Source organism: Polyangium sp. 15x6 (assembly GCF_029960785.1).
GTDB lineage: Bacteria > Myxococcota_A > Polyangia > Polyangiales > Polyangiaceae > Polyangium.
The window spans coordinates 1-17,500 of the sequence record NZ_JASBQE010000166.1 but is presented as its reverse complement, the minus strand read 5'-3'; the positions used below and the strand labels follow the sequence as shown (position 1 = coordinate 17,500).

13 protein-coding genes are annotated in these 17,500 nt (G+C 71.0%); 6 read left to right on the top strand and 7 right to left on the bottom strand.

Annotated elements, in window-relative coordinates; translation table 11 throughout:
- Positions 1–132: 132 nt before the first annotated feature.
- Together QHF83_RS50895 and QHF83_RS50890 are read right to left on the bottom strand one after the other, a co-directional pair.
- Complete coding sequence (locus QHF83_RS50895; RefSeq protein ID WP_282425433.1) at positions 133–4,383, bottom strand: GAF domain-containing protein; 4,251 nt, start codon at positions 4,381–4,383, stop codon at positions 133–135.
- Positions 4,384–4,610: 227 nt separating this feature from the next.
- Complete coding sequence (locus QHF83_RS50890; RefSeq protein ID WP_282425432.1) at positions 4,611–6,317, bottom strand: hypothetical protein; 1,707 nt, start codon at positions 6,315–6,317, stop codon at positions 4,611–4,613.
- Positions 6,318–6,455: 138 nt separating this feature from the next.
- Here QHF83_RS50890 and QHF83_RS50885 point away from each other — a divergent pair, with 138 nt between their 5' ends.
- Genes QHF83_RS50885 through QHF83_RS50865 form a run of 5 tightly spaced genes read left to right on the top strand, consistent with a single transcriptional unit; the run spans position 6,456 to position 12,364 of the window.
- The gene (locus QHF83_RS50885; RefSeq protein ID WP_282425431.1) at positions 6,456–7,898 is read left to right on the top strand and encodes a pitrilysin family protein; all 1,443 of its coding nucleotides are present in this window, start codon (positions 6,456–6,458) and stop codon (positions 7,896–7,898) included.
- The gene (locus QHF83_RS50880) at positions 7,895–9,517 is read left to right on the top strand and encodes a pitrilysin family protein (RefSeq protein WP_282425430.1); all 1,623 of its coding nucleotides are present in this window, start codon (positions 7,895–7,897) and stop codon (positions 9,515–9,517) included. The genes QHF83_RS50885 and QHF83_RS50880 overlap by 4 nt, the downstream gene beginning before the upstream one ends.
- A gap of 13 nt (positions 9,518–9,530) precedes the next feature.
- Positions 9,531–10,451 (top strand): hypothetical protein, encoded by a 921-nt coding sequence (locus tag QHF83_RS50875; RefSeq protein ID WP_282425429.1) that lies wholly within the window; start codon positions 9,531–9,533, stop codon positions 10,449–10,451.
- Positions 10,452–10,511: 60 nt separating this feature from the next.
- Positions 10,512–11,588, top strand: a complete 1,077-nt coding sequence (locus QHF83_RS50870) for a phosphatidylinositol transfer protein (RefSeq protein WP_282425428.1) — start codon at positions 10,512–10,514, stop codon at positions 11,586–11,588.
- The gene (locus QHF83_RS50865) at positions 11,579–12,364 is read left to right on the top strand and encodes a YkgJ family cysteine cluster protein (protein WP_282425427.1); all 786 of its coding nucleotides are present in this window, start codon (positions 11,579–11,581) and stop codon (positions 12,362–12,364) included. Before QHF83_RS50870 ends, QHF83_RS50865 begins: the two co-directional genes overlap by 10 nt.
- 8 nt (positions 12,365–12,372) lie before the next feature.
- Here QHF83_RS50865 and QHF83_RS50860 read toward each other — a convergent pair whose 3' ends face one another.
- The 5 genes from QHF83_RS50860 to QHF83_RS50840 all read right to left on the bottom strand — a co-directional run bounded on the left by QHF83_RS50860 (position 12,373) and on the right by QHF83_RS50840 (position 15,541).
- On the bottom strand, positions 12,373–13,209 hold the full coding sequence (locus QHF83_RS50860; RefSeq protein WP_282425426.1) for a hypothetical protein: 837 nt from the start codon (positions 13,207–13,209) through the stop codon (positions 12,373–12,375).
- A gap of 67 nt (positions 13,210–13,276) precedes the next feature.
- Positions 13,277–13,753, bottom strand: coding sequence for a DUF6036 family nucleotidyltransferase (locus QHF83_RS50855; RefSeq protein WP_282425425.1), 477 nt, complete (start codon positions 13,751–13,753; stop codon positions 13,277–13,279).
- Positions 13,740–13,919, bottom strand: a complete 180-nt coding sequence (locus QHF83_RS50850) for a hypothetical protein (protein ID WP_282425424.1) — start codon at positions 13,917–13,919, stop codon at positions 13,740–13,742. Before QHF83_RS50850 ends, QHF83_RS50855 begins: the two co-directional genes overlap by 14 nt.
- 45 nt (positions 13,920–13,964) lie before the next feature.
- Positions 13,965–15,032, bottom strand: a complete 1,068-nt coding sequence (gene tsaD / locus QHF83_RS50845; protein ID WP_282425423.1) for a tRNA (adenosine(37)-N6)-threonylcarbamoyltransferase complex transferase subunit TsaD — start codon at positions 15,030–15,032, stop codon at positions 13,965–13,967.
- Entirely contained in the window at positions 15,020–15,541 is a 522-nt protein-coding gene (locus tag QHF83_RS50840; protein ID WP_282425422.1) for a hypothetical protein, read from the bottom strand. Before QHF83_RS50840 ends, tsaD begins: the two co-directional genes overlap by 13 nt.
- 127 nt (positions 15,542–15,668) lie before the next feature.
- On the opposite strand from QHF83_RS50840, the gene QHF83_RS50835 reads away from it, so the two are divergent.
- Positions 15,669–17,246 carry a PAS domain S-box protein gene (locus QHF83_RS50835; RefSeq protein WP_282425421.1) on the top strand — a complete coding sequence of 526 codons (1,578 nt, stop codon included), beginning with the start codon at positions 15,669–15,671 and terminating at the stop codon, positions 17,244–17,246.
- Positions 17,247–17,500 lie beyond the last annotated feature (254 nt).

Genomic DNA, 17,500 nt, shown 5'->3' with positions numbered 1-17,500 from the left:
TCTTGCCACGGCCTGTTCGATGAACTGCGCATCGCGCAGTTCATCGACCCCGAGTCCAGCGCTTGCGCTGGTCCGGGGTGCAGGGGGCGGACAGCCCCCTGCTGGGGTGCGGGGCAAAGCCCCGCGCATCCCTCACTCGGGCATGCGCCCGAGTGCTGCGAGGCGCCGCGGGTTCTTCTCGGCTGTGCGCATGCCGTGGGGGGAGGGGAGGCGCAGGTTTTGGAGTGCGTCTTTCAGCGTGGCGCGGGTTTCGACGCGGCCGAGGGCGATGCCGAGGGAGACGATCGTGCGTGCGACTTCGGGCTGGATGCCCACGATGAGTGCGCGTGCGCCGAGCAGCTCGACGGCGCGCACGATTCGGAGCAGGTGCTCGGCTGTCACTGCGTCGACGCTCGCAACGCCCGTGAGGTCCAGGATGGCGCAGTGCACGGTGCGCTGCGTGATTGTGCCGAGCAGGACGTCCATGGCTCTTGCTGCGCGGGACTCGTCGAGGGCGCCGAGCACGGGCATCGCCACGACCCCGTCCCACACGTCGAGCAGCGGTGTCGAGAGTGTGCGGATGTCCTCGCGTTGGCGGTGGATGATCTCGAGCTGCTCGCGCAGCGTCTCCTCGGCGTGCTTGCGCGCCGTCACGTCGAAGAAGAAGCCTGACAGGAGCCTTTGCCCGCCTTCGCGCTCGGCGACGCTGACGACCATGTGCAGCCACACGTCGCGACCGTCCTTGGTTCGCAGACGGTACTCGACGCCGCCGGGGTTCTCGTCGGCGGAGGCGCGGGTGAAGGCTGCGAGGGCGAGGTCTCGATCCTCGGGGTGCGCGTGGTCTCGGAGGAAGTTTGCCTTGTACCAGGCGCTCGTGGGCCAGCCGAGCCCCTCCTCGGCTTGTGGACCCACGTAGGTGAAGCGCTCCGTCTCGGCGTCGGCCTCCCAGGGGATCACGCCGGCGATCTCGACGAGGCGGCGCATGCGCTCCTCGCTGCGACGGAGCGTCTGCTCGGTGCGCCTTCGCTCGGTGTTCTCGCGGGCGAGATCGGCGTAGAGCTTGGCGTGATCGAGGGAGATCGCGGCTTGCGCGGCGAGGAACTCGAGCAGCGAGAGACGCCGCGGGGTGAACGCGCCCGGGACGAGGTTGTTCTCCATGTAGAACAGACCGATGAGCTCCGCTTGCCGGGTGATGGGCATGCAGAGGACCGAGCGCGGGCGGGCGCGGGCGATGTAGGGATCGGCCGAGAACATCGGCTCGGCCGTGGCGTCGTCGAGCAGGATCGGCTCGCGCGTGCGGCGGACGTAGCCGATCACGGACTCGGGCAAGAGCGTGGAGAGATCACGGGCGCGGCCGCCGGGGACCTCGATGTCGAGACCCTGCGACGTGACGATCGCTCGGCCCGCGTGGGAGAGCGCGCCGGCCTCCGTCGCGAGCAGCACGTGACAGCGCTGGGCTCCGCCGTGCTCGATGACGATCCGCATGAGCGTCACGATGAGGCGCTGCGGGACGATCTCCTCGGAGACGGCGTGCGCGGTCTGGACCGCGGCGAGGACGTCGATGTCGAGGCTCGATGCGCCGCGGAGCGGGGGCTTCGTCGTGCCCGTGGCCGCATCCTCGAAGAGCTTGGCGTAGCGTCGATCGAGCTTCTCGACCTTGCCGCCCGCGCCCCAGCGGGCGTACGCGGCGCGCGCGAGGCGCAGGTACGCCGCGGCGATCGTGGGGAAGCCGCGGTCCAGGTAAAACCGCACGGCGGCGTCGGCGGCGAGGGCCTCGCCGTGGGTGAAGCCGTTGTCGCGGGCGGCGGCGATGGCCTGGTCGTAGAGGCGCATCGCGTCGACGTCGCGGCCGGCGAGGCGGCTGCGCTCGGCGAGGACGAGGGCGTGCTTGTGCTGGAAGTTCTCGGGGCAACGGTCCGCCCAGCGCTCGAGGTCGGCGGCGAGCTCGTCGAGCGTGGAGAGGCGGGCGGCGAGCGTCGCGGGCGCGCGGCGGCCGGCCTCGGCGAGGGCCGCGAAATAACGCTCCTCCGGAAGAAGGACCTGCGAGGCGAACGCGGGGGCGTGGGCCCGGAGCGAGGCGCTCGCGTGGAGCGCCTCGTCGTTCTCGCCGGCGAGGACGAGGGCGCCGACGTCGAGCACGCGCCGCGCGAGCGTGCCGAAGCGCATCGGCGCCGGGGGGCGGCGGGTGCCGAGGTTCGGCTCGGGCGTGAGATCGTCGCGACGCGCGGGCGGCGGCGCGGCGCGACCCTTTTGTTGTCCCACGAATCGCTCGATCGCGTCGAGCAGCTCGCCGATGCCTTCGGGATCGTGCGGATCGCGCCGCGCCTCCTCGTGGTTTCGCACCTCGCGGGCGACGTCATCGAGCGTGTCGCCTTTGAGGAGCATGAAGAGCGCGACGAGGGCGCCGCTGCGCCGCGCGCACGGGGTGTTGCCGGAGGAGAGGGCCGCCGCGTGCGCGCGCCGCGAATAGGCGATGCTCGCGCGCAGGTGGTGCGTCCAGACGGAGATGTTCGTGGCGAAGCACGCGCCGACGATGCCCTGGAGCAGCGCCGAGCCCATCTGATCGGCGAGATCCATCGCCACCTTGCCGAAGCGGTAGCCGCCCCGGTGATCGCCGCGCCGACCCACGAGCGCCGCGCCGAACGAGACGTGCCCCACCACGGACGCGGGCGCATTGCCGTGGAGGAGCGAAAGCCGGACGAGGTGGCACGTGACGATGTCGGCGACGTCCGGTCCGAGCGCCTGCGCCGACGGATGGACCGCGAAGAGCGCCGCCATGGCCGCGAGCGCTTCGGGGTTCGTCATGGGCTCGAGGTCGGCGATCTCCTCGATCGCGTGGTCCCCCAGCGCATTCCAGGTCGCCTCGAACGCCGCCGCGACGTCGTCGGGGCCCGGCCCCTCGGGCAGGCGCACGCCGAGGGGCGTGAGGCAGGACGCGGCGCAGGCATAGGCCTGCTCGTGCTCGCCGAGACCGGCGTGCAGATCGATGAGGATCCGCGCGGCGGTTTGTCCTTCCTGCTCGTTTCGCGCGCGCCGCCGGAGCTCGGCGACGCGGGACTCGGTCGCGTGCCGATCGCCGCGTTTCGCGGCGCACTCGGCCTGCGCGAGGAGGATTTTCCAGGCGAGGTCGGGCGGGAGCTCCGCGGGGGCGTCGTGGCCTTCGAGCAGCTCGCCCGCCACGCCGAGGTAGTCGGCCGCGACGCTCGATGCCCCCGCGGCCCGCGCGCGCCGGGCGGCGGCGAACGTGATCGTGCAGAGCCGCGCCCTCTCCCGGGCCGTGAGCGTCGTCGCGCGGCAGGCCTCGGTTCGGCCGAGCAGGATGTGCCCGGCCGCCTCGTAGAGCCGCGCATTCGGCTCGTCCTCGCCCATCCCGCGGGTGAGAAAGATGCCGATGCGCAGGTGGTTCGCGGCGAGGAGCGCGGGGTCGCCTTTCGTGGCTTCGCGCCGGAGGTCGCGCGCGGCGAGCGCGTCGGCGAAGACGTACGCGGCGCCCTCGCGGCCGAGGAGACGGGCCGCCTCGGCGGGCGCGAGGCGCGCGGCGGCCTCGTCCGGGGTCGTGCCCAGCGCGGCCGCGACGACCTCGAGAGCGGCCGTCGGGCCGACGCTGGCGGCGGCCGCGAGCGCAAGGCGCGCTGGCTCCGGGAGGACCGCGACAGCGGCGCGCCTCGCCTTCATCTCCGCGTCGTCCTGCGGGCCGAGGTGAAGCGTGTCGACGCGGGGCCCGCTGCTCGCCTGGAGCCACGGCCCGAGCGTCTCCTTCCAGGCCGGCTGCGCGCCGTCCGAGAACGTGGCGGCGATCAGCAAGTACCGACACTCCGTGCTCTGCAGGAGGCGCGTGAGGAGGCGTAACGTCGCGGCGTCGGCCGCGTCGATGTGCGAGAGCGCGAGCACGATCGGACGCTCGGGCACGGCGAGCGCCGCGAACAGGCGGAGCAGGGTCGTGGTCGTGCGTTCGTCGGCGAACGCGGGGGGCAGGGGTTCGGCGGGACGAGCGTCCGGCACGAAGGAGGCGAGCGCCGGGCAGAGGTCGAGGAGCAACCGGCCGTTGCCGAGCATGGCCTCCTCGACGCGCTGTCGGAGCAGCGGACCGAGGGAGCCGGGCTCCTGGCCGAGCGTCGGGGCCACACGGCGGAGCGCGGAGACGAGCGGACCGTAGGGGTCGCCCGCGTGGATCAGGTTGCCCTCGCCGGAGAGCACGAGCGTGCACTGCCCGATCGCGCTCTCGCAGAACGAGCGCAGGAGCTCGGCGCGGGCGGCGCCAGTGCCGCCGCCCACAAGGACCAACTCGGGCGCGCCGCCGGCCGCGACGCGGAGCATCGCGCCTTCGAGACGGTGAAACGCTACGTCATTCGGGTGCGCCGCGGCGGGCGGCGTCGCATTGCGGTGGGACGCTGTCGATTCCACGAAAGGTTTCCTGGGACGCACCACGCGCGGTCCGACCCAATCGCGGGTGGAAACGTCGGGCCGCGTGTAAGCGAGGGGCCTCGTACGGTATCGAGCCCGTCACGTTCGCGTCAACGTCGCGTCAACGAAGCAGCGTGCGTAATCGTCTTCGCTCCCCGCGAAAGCACTACAAATTCGCGTGGGGACGGCCTTTGCGGACGCGGGACAGAATCGGGAGGGAAAGCGCGTCAGTGAATGGCGCTCGCGGTGGCCTCGGCGGCTTTGGCGCGGTCCTCGGCGGCCTTGCGCTGCGCGGCGTCGGTGAGCAGGGACGCGGCCTCGCGGAATCGGGCGGCGACGTCACGGAAATAAGCCGCGTCCGCGCCGATGGGGGCCGTGATCTGCTTGATGAGCGCGGCGTCGAAGGCCGCGGCGCCCGCGAAGGGGCCTTTCGCCTTCGCGACCGCGTCGAGGCCGGCGATCTGCCCCATGCCGAGCATCGACACGGGCGCCGATCGGACCATCGTGGCCGCGTCCTCCGGCCCGTTGCGCAGCGCGGCGACGAGCGCCGAGAAAAACGCGTCCTCGTCCGTGCGAGCTCCCTCGGGCAGGCCCGCGTACAGCGCCGCCGCTTGATCGAAATCGACCGCGCGCAGGTAGACACGGCCGAGCTCGACGCGTGCACGCGCATACATGCGACGCGCGTCATCGGCGAGCTTCTCGTTCTTCAACGCGGCGCGATACGAGAGCGGCACGCCGCGCTCGATGAGGGCGCGCAGCACGCCGGGCTTCGTCGCGGCGTCCTTCGGCAAGAGCTGTCCTGCGTAGAACGTGGGCAGCTTCGTCGCGAGCCTCTCGGTCGCGTCCGCGGGCGCGGCTTTCGGCAGCGGCGGCACGACGAGCCCGTCGAGCGCGTCGATGCGCCGGCCGCCGTAGAGGCGCGAGAGCAGCGCGCGGGCGCGATCGATTCGCGCGTCGCGCAGGACGCCCACGGCCGCGAGGTCTCGCAGGCCCACGAGCACGGCGTCGCGACCGCGATCCTTGCGCGGGTCGAGCGTCTGATCGAGCTCGGCGTAGTAGATGTTCCGGGCCTCGGCGTCCTTCGCGAGCTCGGGCGACAGCGGCACCGCGCGGACGGCCTCGACGAGCCGCAGATCGGCCATGCCGGCCTCGATGGCCGCGACGCCGCGCGCGTAGTAGCGCAGGCCCGCGCCCTCGTTCGAGAGCGCCTGGATGGCCGTCGCCTGCTCGGCGACCCAGTCCTTCATCGGCCCGTTGATGAACGCGACGAGCTTCTTCTTGTCGTAGGGCGCCGTGATCTTGGGAGGCGCGTCGCCGGCGCGCGAGAGCCGCGCTGCCGTCGCGAGGCCACGCATCGTGGTGTAAACGCCGCCGTCGATCCCCTTCGGAGGCGCGGCGATCACGGGCTCCAGGATCACGTCGGCGCACGCGGTGGGCGCGAGCTCGGCGCGGAGCGCGCGTGTCAGACCCGGCGGCAGGCCTCCGCACGACTCCAGGCCCGCGAGGGCCGCGTCGCGTTTGTCCGCGTTCCCCTCGGCGAGGGCTTTGTCGAGGGCTTCGAGCGCTTGCGCCCGCTCGGCGCACACGGGCGTGGCCGCGGGCTTTCGCTTCACGAACGCGTCGCAGGCCTTGGGCGCCGCGGCGAGGCCTTTCGGGGCCGCGGGCAGGGGCGTGATCACGAGATCGAACTTCGGCTCGGTGAGCTCCTCCTCGCGGAAGGCTGCCTTGTCGCCGCCTGCGGGCTTGGCCTGGTCGGGCTTCGGCTTGGGCTCCGCCTTATCGGTCGTGTCGGGCGGGGACGTCTTCGAGGTGTCGGGGGTGGGGGGTTCTTTGCCCGTGTCCGCGGGCGTCTGGGGGCCGGGGGTCGGGGACGCGGCGCTCGCGCTGCATCCGGCCATGGCGACGAGAAGAAACAGAGGAAAGAGCCTTCGCATGGGTATCTCGCTCTCGTTGTGCCTGGCTTAGGCTGGTCTTCGGAGCGCGACAACAGCTTGCTGTGCGGAGTTCCCGGAAGGCCGGGAGGGCGCGGATCCCGAGGGCCGCGGGCCCGAGAATTTGCTACAAGGGCCGCGATGCTGCGCCGATCACCGAGGAGGGCCGCCTTCGGGCTCGTGTCCCTCGCCTTGCTCGCCGTGCCGACGGGCCTCTCTCTGGCCCAGGTGGCCGCCCCCACGCCGCCCGCCCCCGCGCCCGCCGCGGCCCCGGGCATGCGCGTGTCTCTGCCGTTCGAGAAGTATGTCCTTTCGAACGGCCTCGAGGTGATCCTGCACGAGGATCACCGTACGCCCGTGGTCGCGGTGAACGTCTGGTACCACGTGGGATCCAAGGACGAGGGGCCCGGGAAGAACGGGTTCGCGCACCTCTTCGAGCACGTGATGTTCCAGGGCTCGCGCAACGTCGGCGAGGACCAGTTCTTCCGCTACCTCGAGCGCGCCGGCGCGAGCGACAGGAACGGCACGACGAACACGGACCGGACGAACTACTACGAGACCGTACCGTCCGGCGAGCTCGGCCTCGCGCTCTGGCTCGAGAGCGATCGCATGGGCTTCCTCCTCGACCACGCCAACGAGGAGACGTTCAAGAGCCAGCGCGAGGTCGTGAAAAACGAGCGCCGGCAGAACTACGAGAACGCCCCGTACGGCCTCGTGCGACAGTTCGTGCGCTCCGCGCTCTTCCCGCCCACGCACCCTTATCACAGGCTCACGATCGGCACGCCGCAGGACCTCGACGGCGCGACGTTCGACGACGTGCGCGCGTTCTTCAAGCGGTACTACGTGCCGAACAACGCGACCCTCGTCATCGCGGGCGATTTCCAGCCGGCGAAGGCGAAGGAGCTCGTCGCCAAGTATTTCGGGGGCCTTTCGCGCGGGGCCGACGCGAAGCCCATTCGCGGGCCCGTGCCCTCGCCGCTCACGAAGCAGACCCGCCTCGACGTCGAGGCCGGCGTCACGCTGCCGCGGATCGTGATCTCCTGGACCACGCCGCCCCATTTCGCGCCCGGTGACGCCGAGCTCGACGTGGTCTCCGACGTGCTCGCGAGCGGCAAATCGAGCCGGCTCTACAAACGGCTCGTCTACGACATGCAGATCGCCCAGAGCGTGACGGCGTCGCAGGAGTCCGCCGAGCTCGGCAGCGTCTTCGAGATCACGGTCACCCTCGCGAAGGACAAGAACCCCGACGAGGCCTTCAAGGTCGTCGACGAGGAGCTCGACAAGCTGCGCACAGCGGCGCCCGACGCCGCGGAGGTGGATCGGGCCAAGACGCGCGCGCTCTCGGGGCTCGTCTTCAGCGCCGAGCGCGTCACGGGCCGCGCCGATCTCTTGAACAACTACAATCGACGCACCGGGGATCCCGGGTTTTTCGAGAAAGACCTCGCCCGGTACGAGAAGGTCTCGCCCGCCGACGTCACGAAGGCGCTCGCGACGTACCTGCCGAAGGACAAACGTGTCGTCACGTTCGTGCGTCCCGTCGCGGACGCGCCGCGCGCCGGTCGCCTCGTGGGAGGGATGCCGTGAAGAAGCTCGCTCGCCGCTCGCAGATCGGGGCCTTGCTCGGCCTCTCGCTTTTCTCGCTCGCCGCATGCCAGACGCCCGCGCCCGTGGTGCCCCCGCCGCCGGATCCCCCGCCGGAGCCCGGCGCCACGCAGCAAGCGCCGAAAGAGGCGGCCGCGCCTCCGCCCGAGGATCCCTCGTTCCGGAAGACCCCGCCGCAATCGGGGGGCGACATGCCCTTCATCGCGCCGAAGATCGACGAGGCACGCCTCTCGAACGGCCTGCGCGTGCTCTACGTGATGCGGCGCGAGATGCCCGTCGTCGCGGTGAACATCGTGGTGAACCGGGGCGCGGAGCAGGAGCCCGCCTCGGGGCTCACGAGCACCATGGCGTCCATGATGCTCTCCGGCACGAAGCAGCGATCGGCCATCAAGCTCTCGGAGGAGCTCGGCGCGATCGGCGCGCGGTACGGGGCCTGGGCCGATCACGACGGCGTGGGCCTGACGGCGCAAGCGCTCCGCGAAAAGGCGCCCGAGCTCTTCGCGATCCTCGCGGACGTCGTGCTGAACCCGGCCTTCGATCCGGCGGAGCTCGAGCGCGAGCGCGCGCGGCGGCTCACGTCGATCCTGCAGCAGGCCGATCAGCCCGGCGTGCTCCTCCAGAACGCCATCACCGAGCGGCTCTACCCCGCCGGGCATCCGTATCGTGAGCCGCTCATCGGCACCGAGGCGTCCGTCAAGGCGATCAAGCCCGCGGATCTCGCGCGCCAGCACGCGGCGCTCTTCCGGCCGGAGCACACGACGGTCACGATCGCGGGCAACATCGACAAGGCCGCGGCCCTCGCGCTCGTCGAGAAGAGCTTTGCCGCGTGGAAGGGCCAAGGGACCCCGGCGAAAACGCCGAAGGATCCCCCGGCCGTGGGCAAGGGCGAGAAGCGGGTCTTCCTCGTGGATCGTCCGGGCGCCACGCAATCGTACGTCGCCGTGACCCTCGCGGGCGTGCCCCGGAAAAACCCGGATTTCGACGCCCTGATGGTCATGAATACCCTGCTCGGCGGGCAGTTCACGAGCCGGCTCAACCTGAACCTGCGCGAGAAGCACGCCTACACGTACGGCGCGCGGAGCGGCTTCGACATGCGCCACGGCTCCGGGCCCTTCACCGCGGGCGGGGCGATCATGACGCCCGCGACCGCCCCGGCCGTGAAGGAGATCTTCGCGGAGATCGAGCGGCTGCGGAAGGAGCTCGTGTCCGCGGAGGATCTCGCCGACGCGAAGGCGAACCTCGTGCGGCAGCTGCCGGCGCGCTTCGAGACGGCCGGGGAGACGGCGGGGACGCTCGCGTCGCTTTCGGTGCAGGGCCTCCCGCTCGACGAGCTCGCCACGCGCCCGTCGCGCATCTCGAAGATCAGCGCGGAGGACGTGAAGCGGGTGGCCGAGAAGTACCTCCGGCCCGATCAGATGCGCGTGATCGTGGTCGGGGACGCGGCCGTCGTGGAGAAGGAGCTCGCGGCGCTGGATCTCGGCGGCGTCGAGGTGCGAAAGGCGCCGGCGAAGAAGGACGCCAAGGCGGAGCCGAAGAAGGAAGCCGCGAAGGGCGCGCCGGTCGGGCCGACCGGGCGGCCGAAGGTCAACCTCGGGCGGTAGTCGAGCCCTTCCCTTGCTGTTCGACGGCATTCCGTCTCGCGCGCGGGACACGAGCCTCCACCATCGAGAGGGGCTCTGCGCGCCCTCGCTCCGGCCGACGGGGCTCCCCGCGGAGCCCGTCCGGCGGGCCTTCACGGTCGGCGGGGCCTCGGCGGTGGTCGCGGCGTACGTCGTGTGGGGCAGCGTCATCCAGCGAAGCTTCGAGTTCCTGGACCTCTACCTCATCCCGCTCGTGTTCGTCGCGGCCACGCTCCTCACCGCGGCGGTCACCCTCGTGGGCCCATTTTTGCGGGCTCTGCGCGTGGAGGTCGCGCTCGACGAGGGCGGCGTACGTTGCGCGGTCGACGAATACGTCACGTATTACCCGTGGGTGCTCCTCGGCCCTGCGCAGATCGAGCCCGATTGGCGCGGCATTCCGACGTTGATCCTGACGAACGAGAGCGGGCGCGTGTTCGCGCGGGTGCCGCTGCTCGGCAAGAGCGCCCATGCGAGCGCTGCGACGCTCCTGCGATCGTACGAGCAGCGCCGCACGGGGCGGCTCGTGCCGGCGCCGCCCGTGGCGCGGTCGCTCGCGCGGCAGGGGCGGCCGATTTCGGCGTGGCTCGAAGCGCTCGCGGCGCTCGGGGCCGCGGGCAACAAACGGGCGGGCTACCGCGAACAGGCGCCGAGCGACCTCGCCGAGCTGCCGTCGATCGTGGCCGACCTCGGACAAACCTCGGAGATCCGCGCGGCGGCGGCGTACGTCCTGCTCGCGCAGCGCGCGCCCGATCTCGACGCCTTGAAAAGCGCGATCACGGAGGCGGCGCCTCCGCTCGTCCAGCTCCTCGTCCACCTGTCCCCGGCGGGCAAGGCCATCGTCTCGCGGGATTCGATCGAGGCGGTGCGGCCTTTCCTGGAGCCCGACGAGGCGGCGGCGATCGACGGCGCCGGTTGAACGATCGCGCGAACGACGCGCTTTTCGCTTCTCGCGGCTTCTGGCATCATCCGGCTCCCCGTGGATTTCTTCGTTCGATCCTTCGCCGCCATAGGCCTCGTCGCCTCCCTTTCGGCTTGCTCGGGCGCCCCCGCGCAGAGCCGCCCCGTGGCCACTGCCGCGCAGGCGCCGGCGCCCGCGATTCCGTCGGGCCCCTGCGCGCTCCGGCCCTCGTGTGATACGCCGTTTCCCGGGCAATCGAAGCGGGAGTTCCGGCACCATCGCTCGGGGCTGCTGAATGCGCTCGGCGCGCGGCACCGCGGCCGGGATCTCTTCTTGCTCCCCGGCGCCCCGCAATGGGCGCTCGGGAAATTCGCGTACGGGCCTTCGGACAAGGATCTGAAGGACGAAGACATCGACGTGTATCTGCTCCGCGGCTGTGGGGCTTCGTGGGAGAAGGTCGGGACGTACCGCACGACCGAGGACGAGGGCTCGCACCCGGCGGTGCTCGGCGTCGCGGACCAGGGCGGGCAGATCTTCGTGAATCTCGCGCAGGTCCTGCCCGACGGTCCGCTCGGCGTGGGGCGGCATCGAATCAAATTGGTGGTCGCGGGCGACGCGACGAGCGCGGAGCTGTTTCTCGAAGTGCTGCCGCCGAGCGCGCGGATCGTGGTGACGGACATCGACGGCACGTTGACGGAGAAGGAAGAGGCGCTCGTGGGGGACGTGCTCACGGGCAACCATTCCCAGACGCACCCGGGCGCCGTGGAGGTGATGCGTGCGCTCTCGGGCCGCGGGTTTTTCATGTTCTACCTGACGGCGCGGCCGCACTGGCTCGAACCGCGGACCCGCGAATGGCTCGCGCTGCGCGGATTTCCGCCGGGAATCGTGCATACGTCGGTGACGGCCACGGGGCGCATGGGCGGGGCCGCCGCGTCCTTCAAATCGGGCGAGCTCGGCCTGCTCAAGACGGCGACGGGGCTCTTGCCGGAGCTCGCGTTCGGGAACATGCCGAGCGACGTGGACGCCTATTCGAGCTCCGGGATCCCGAAGACGTTTTATTACAAGCTCGACCAAGACGCGCGGGGCGGCGTGAAGCACGACGATTATCGAACGCTCTTGCCCTCGCTCGGCGAGCTCCCGGCGGTGTGTCCGTGAAAGGGCCGCGCAAGGCGTACGAGGACGCGAAGGTGCACCTCGACGTGCTCGGCGAGGTGCACGAGATCGAATGCAAGGTGCGGGTCGGGCGCACGCAGGTGCACGAGCTCTTGCCGCTCGCGCGGTCGCTCTCGGCGTCGATCCTGGCCATCTCGACGGCGCACGCGCGGGCGCAGGGCAAGGACATTTCGTGCCAGAAGGGCTGCACCCATTGCTGCCGCCAGCTCGTGCCGGTCTCGCCGATCGAGGCGCGGCGGCTCGGGGAGGTCGTGGCCGCGATGCCGGAGCCGCGCCGCGCGGAGGTGCGCGAGCGGTTCGTCCGGGCGATCGGGCGGCTCGAAGAGGCGGGCCTCGTGGATCCGAAGGCGCCGAAGGGCCGGGCCGCGCTCGTCTCGAAGGAGGCGACGTCCTCTGCGGCGTGGGACGATGTGAGCCGGCGGTATTACGAGCTCCGGATCGATTGCCCGTTCCTCGAAGGTGGCCTGTGCAGCATCTACGAGGAGCGCCCGATCGCGTGCCGCGAATACAACGCGGTGACGGATCCGGCGCTGTGCGAGGCGCTCGACCCGGGAATCGAGGTCGTGCCGCGGCCGTCGCCGATGGGCGATGTGCTCACGAAGGTGACGGGGGAGCTCACGGGCAAACCGCAGGCGGGGATCCCGCTGCCGCTCGCGCTCGAATGGGCGCGCGCGCATGGAAAGACGGTCGAACGCGAGCGGGACGGCGAGGCGATGTTCTGGGCGCTGCTCCGGGTGATGGAAGAGGACGGCGCCTGAGAGGGCGCTCATTTCTCGACGACGCGATAGACGAATTTTTGCGTGGCCCCGCGCCGCTCGATCGTCATCTCGACCTTCTTCGCTCCCTTGAGCTTCGAATAAGCTTCGAGCGCGAGGTCGGCGCCCGTGAGCGCATGTCCCCCGAGCTCGATCACGACATCGCCATTCTGGAGCCCGAGCGTCGCGAGCACGCTGCTCGGGCGAATGCCGAAGAGCTTCACCCCCACGATCTTTCCGTCCTTCTGCGTCGGAACGAAGCGGGCCGATCGGATCATCCCGACCTGATCCTCCTTCAAGAGATCGGCCGACGCTTGCGTGAGCTCGTACTCGGTCTCGGAAATCTTTCGCACGCCGGCCGCGAATTTCTCCGCGGACGCGTCCGGCGGCGTCTGCGCGCTCTCGGACGGCGGCGCGGCCTGCTCGACCGTACGACCCGCGCAGGTCGCGGGCAGGGGTTTGTCGGGGACGCGCCGCACGACGAGGCCACCGGCCTCGCTCTCGACGAGCGAGAGCCCAGCCGGATCGAGGGCCTCGCGGAGGAGGCGGATCGCATTCGGAAGGGGCACGGGGCCGCCGGTGAGGAGCGTGATCCGCGCGCAATGGGCGACGGCCTGGGCGTCGGCGTCGATGACGACGGGTTTGCCGGCGGCGGACGCGAGCTTCTCGGCGACGGAATCGACCGGCTCGTTGCGAAGCTCCAGGGAGACGGTGCCGGCAGGAATGTCCGCGGCGGCGTCGTCCCCCGCGACCGGCTGGGAAGGTCCGGGGTCGGATTTGTGGCAGGCAGCGAGGAGGAGCGCCGCGGTCAGGATGAGGGCGGAGCGCAGACGGGAGGGTGTGGGCACGGGAGGGCAATGTGCATGGGCCCGCGGCGGGGAGCAATGGGCGTCGTCGGTGTCGCTCCCCAGCGGATCATTGCGAGCGGCGCTTCTCTTCGAGGGTCGCCTTCAGCACGAGGAGCATCGCGCGATCCTTCGGGCGTGTGAGCTTCTCCTTGATCTGGATGAGGCGCTCGAGAGAAAGGACACGGACCGGCGCGCCCGCGACCTCCAGCCACAAGGCATCGGGCAGGAGATCCTCGTACGAGGTGTCCTCCTCGATCGTGCCGAGGACGTCGAGCACGCCGTGGCGCGTCGAGAGGAGCTTGTGCCCGGGGGAGAGGAGGTGGGACTCGTTGGGCACGAGCCTTCGAGGATCCGTGCGAAAGACAGCGTCGAGGTCTCGCAACGCGGCGAGCAGGCGCGCGACGTTGTCCTCGGCGCGCGAATAAACGATGTCGATGTCGAACGTATGCACGGGCGCGCCCTGCAGCACCGCGGCCATGCCTCCGACGACGACGAAATCCACCCGATGGTGGAGGAGCGTCCGGAGAATGTCAGCCAGCGCCATCGGGCAGCGGGCGGACGCTCTCGACGAGGTCGATCGAGCCCTGCGCCACCGCGAGGCGCTCGGTCGGCGACAGGCTCAGCATCCAGCGGATGAGCGAGCGATCGATCCCGTCGGCGTCGTAGGGATCCTGATCCGCTCCTACGAGGTCTAGCGGCGTCTCGAACACGGGAGCCAGGTTATCACGCCGGAGAGGGGCGGGGGAGGGGGGACCCTACCGCAGCCCCGCCCCCTTCCGCGTCACGCGCGGCAGCGCCGTCTTGGTCGACGGTTCCAGGGCGAGGTCGTCCGCCTCCCCGGCCGCGAACCGCAGCGCGCCCGCGTACGCGATCATCGCCGCGTTGTCCGTGCAGCTCGCGAACGACGGCACGAACAGCGCAATCTTCTGCCGCGCGCACACTTCCGCCATCCGCGCCCGCAGCCCCCGGTTCGCCGCGACGCCCCCCGCGAGCACGATCCGCGGCACGCCCTCCACCTTTGCTGCGCGCACCGCCTTGTCCACGAGCGTGCCCACGACCGACGCCTGGAACGCCGCGCAGAGGTCCGCGAGCGCTTGCCCCTCGGGCGGCTTGCCCTGCGTCGCGACGTGGCGCATGACCGCCGCCTTCAGCCCCGAGAAGCTGAACTCCAGGCTCTCGCGATGCGCCATCGAGCGTGGCACCGCGTCCTTTGCCCGGGAAGCATCGCCCGTCGCCGCCAGCCGATCCACCACGGGGCCGCCCGGATAGCCGAGGCCGAGCAGCTTCGCGGTCTTGTCGAACGCCTCGCCCGCCGCGTCGTCGCGCGTCGCCCCGAGCTCGCGAATCGCCGAGAGCCGCGGCGCGTCCACGCGGTAGAGCGCCGTGTGCCCGCCCGAGGCCAGGAGCGCGATGAACGGGTACGACGGCACGGGCGCTTCCGCCTCGGCCTCGCCCCGCCGCAAGAACACCGCGAGCAGGTGCCCGACGAGGTGATCCACGCCGACGATCGGCTTTCCCGTCGTGAAGGACAGACCTTTCGCCGCCGAAAGACCCACGAGCAGCGCGCCGAGCAGGCCCGGGCGCGACGTGACCGCGATGCCGTCCACGTCGCCGGGCTTCATCCCGGCCCGCGCGAGCGCCTCGCGGATCACCGGCACGATGGCGCGCGCGTGGTCGCGCGAGGCGATCTCCGGCACCACGCCGCCATAAGGCGCGTGCGCCTCGACCTGGCTGCGTACGACGTCGGAGAGCACCACGCCCGCCTCGGTCACCACGGCGGCGGCCGTCTCGTCGCACGATGTCTCGATCCCTAGAACCCGCATTGACCCTCCCGGCGCACCAGCGAAAACATGCCGAAGATCGGCCGCCGTCCCTCGTCCGCGGTCGGATCCTCGGAGCCCGCGCGCACGAGGCGCACCTCGACGCCCCCGTCCGAGCGCAAGGACAGGAACGCGAGCATCGACTCCGCCGTGGGCTCGCTCGGCGAGACCGCGAAGAGCGTGTTCCGCTCCCGACCGTCGCCCATCTCGAACTGCGAGAGCGGATCGTGCGCGAGCGGCGGGATCGGGCGGAGCGCGGCGCCGTCGAAGAGCCGCCGCTCGGGCCGCGTCTGCGTGGCGGCCTCGAACGTCCAGAGTCTGCCCGGCGATTCGTCGCCGTCGAGCCGGGTCGCGTCGAGCGTCAGGCGCATCTGCACGCGGGGGCTGAGCCCCTCGCGAAAGGGGCTGCCGAGCGTGATGGCGCCGCAATACGCCTCGCCCGGGCTCGTGGAGAAGCGCGCGACGTCGTTGCACCCGGCGGCGGTCCCGGCGACGAGAAGCTGCGCGAGCACGAGGCATCGTCGCGCTCGTTTTCCGGCTTCTCTCGGCCTACCCGTGTGCATCGGCGCGGATTGTGCCCTTGGCCCCCCTCTCCCGCCACCCCTCTCCGCGCGCCCTTGGTAGACTGCCCACCCTTCGATGGAAACCCAAGCCCAAGGCCCCAGGATCGATCCGCGGGAGTTTTTCGAGAAGGCCCCGGCCTTGTTCTGCGTCCTCGACTCCGACAACCGGATGTACCAGCCGAACGGGGCCTGGGAGCGCGTGACGGGGTTCTCGCTCGAGGCGCTCGAAGGCATGCGGCTCGAAGACCGTTTGCACCCCGAGGACAGGGATCCGACCCGGCGGACCTCGCGCATCTCCGTCGAGGCCCAGGGGGCGATCGTGCAGGAGACGCGCTTTCGTTGCGCAGACGACACGTACAAGTGGCTCGAATGGACGATGCGTGTCGTGTTCGAGCGGGGGCTCGTGTTTTGTTGCGCGCGCACCATCGAGCAGCCGCGGCGCGCCACCGTCACCGCCGCGCGGCGTCTCGAAGCGTACCTCCGGCGGGCCCCGATCGCGATGATCGAGACCGAGGTGGGCCGCGGGGTCGTGGAGTGGAGCACCGGGGCCGAGCGGATCTTCGGGTTCACGCGGAGCGAGGCGCTCGGTCGAAGGCTCGTCGACCTCGTCGTGGCCGAGCCGCAGCGCGATCACGTGCTCGACGCCGCGTTCGCGATCCGCGAAGGTCGCATCCCCTCGGGGCGCCTCGGCGCGACGGAGAACATCACGAAGGACGGTCGCACGGTCGTGTGTGAATGGCACAACGCGCCGCTCGCCGACGAGGAGGGGCGGGTGCGCGGGGTCCTGAGCATCGCCCTCGACCGGACCGAGATCGAGCGGGAGCGCGCGCGGGCCGAGGAGAGCCTCGCGCGGTTCGAGCTGCTCATGCGAGGCTCGAAGAACGGCCTCTGGGATTACGTGCCCCGAGATCCAAAGAACCCGACCGATCCCGAGCAGCCGATCTTCGTGTCCGACGGGCTCGCGCGGCTGCTCGGGATCACAGCCGAGGAGGCGCCGAAGTCGCTCCACGCATGGGAAGCGTTCGTGCACCCGGAGGACCGCGAGCAAGCAGCGAGGCGCTTCGCCGAGCACATCGCGTCGCGCAAAGACGAGACGTACTTCGAAGGTCGGCTGCTCCGCGGGGACGGGACGTACCTGTGGGTGGCCAGCACCTTTCAATCGCTCTGGAGCGAGAGCGGAGAGCTGTTGCGGCTCGCCAGCGCGATCGTGGACATCACCGAGCGCAAGGACACCGAGGCGGATCTGCGCGACAAGCTCGCAGTCATCGAGCGGCAAGCCGCGTCGATCCGGGAGCTCTCGACGCCAATCCTGGAGGTGCAGGAGGGCGTGCTCTGTCTGCCCGTGGTAGGCGTGGTCGACAGCGGGCGCGCCGCCGAGATGATGGATGCCGCACTCGGAAGCGTGGTCGATCTACAGGCACGCTTCCTGATCATCGACCTCACAGGCGTGCCCGTGCTCGATACGAGCACAGCCGATCGTCTACTCGCAATCGCCCGCGCCGCGAGCCTCGTCGGCGCAAAGACCGTGATCACCGGCCTCCGCCCCGCCGTCGCACAAACCGTGGTGACCCTCGGCGTCGCAATGGGCGAGGTAAAGACCCTCCGAAACCTGAAGGACGGCCTCCGATACTGCCTGCGCGAGGCCAGCCGGTAGGGGCGTCGCGCCGGGGTTTCACCCCGGACCCCGACCAGGGGTTGTCCACCCCTGGACCCGGACCAGCCAGGGGCTGGACCCGGGGCGACAGCGCGCGATGCGCGCTGTCGACAGGGAAGGCGTCCCCAGCACGTACGGCAGCGCTGCCGTCTCGGCTGGCGAAGCCGCTCGTGGTCTTGGCAGGGCCTCTGTTCGATGAACTGCGCATCGCGCAGTTCATCGACCCCGAGTCCAGCGCTTGCGCTGGTCCGGGG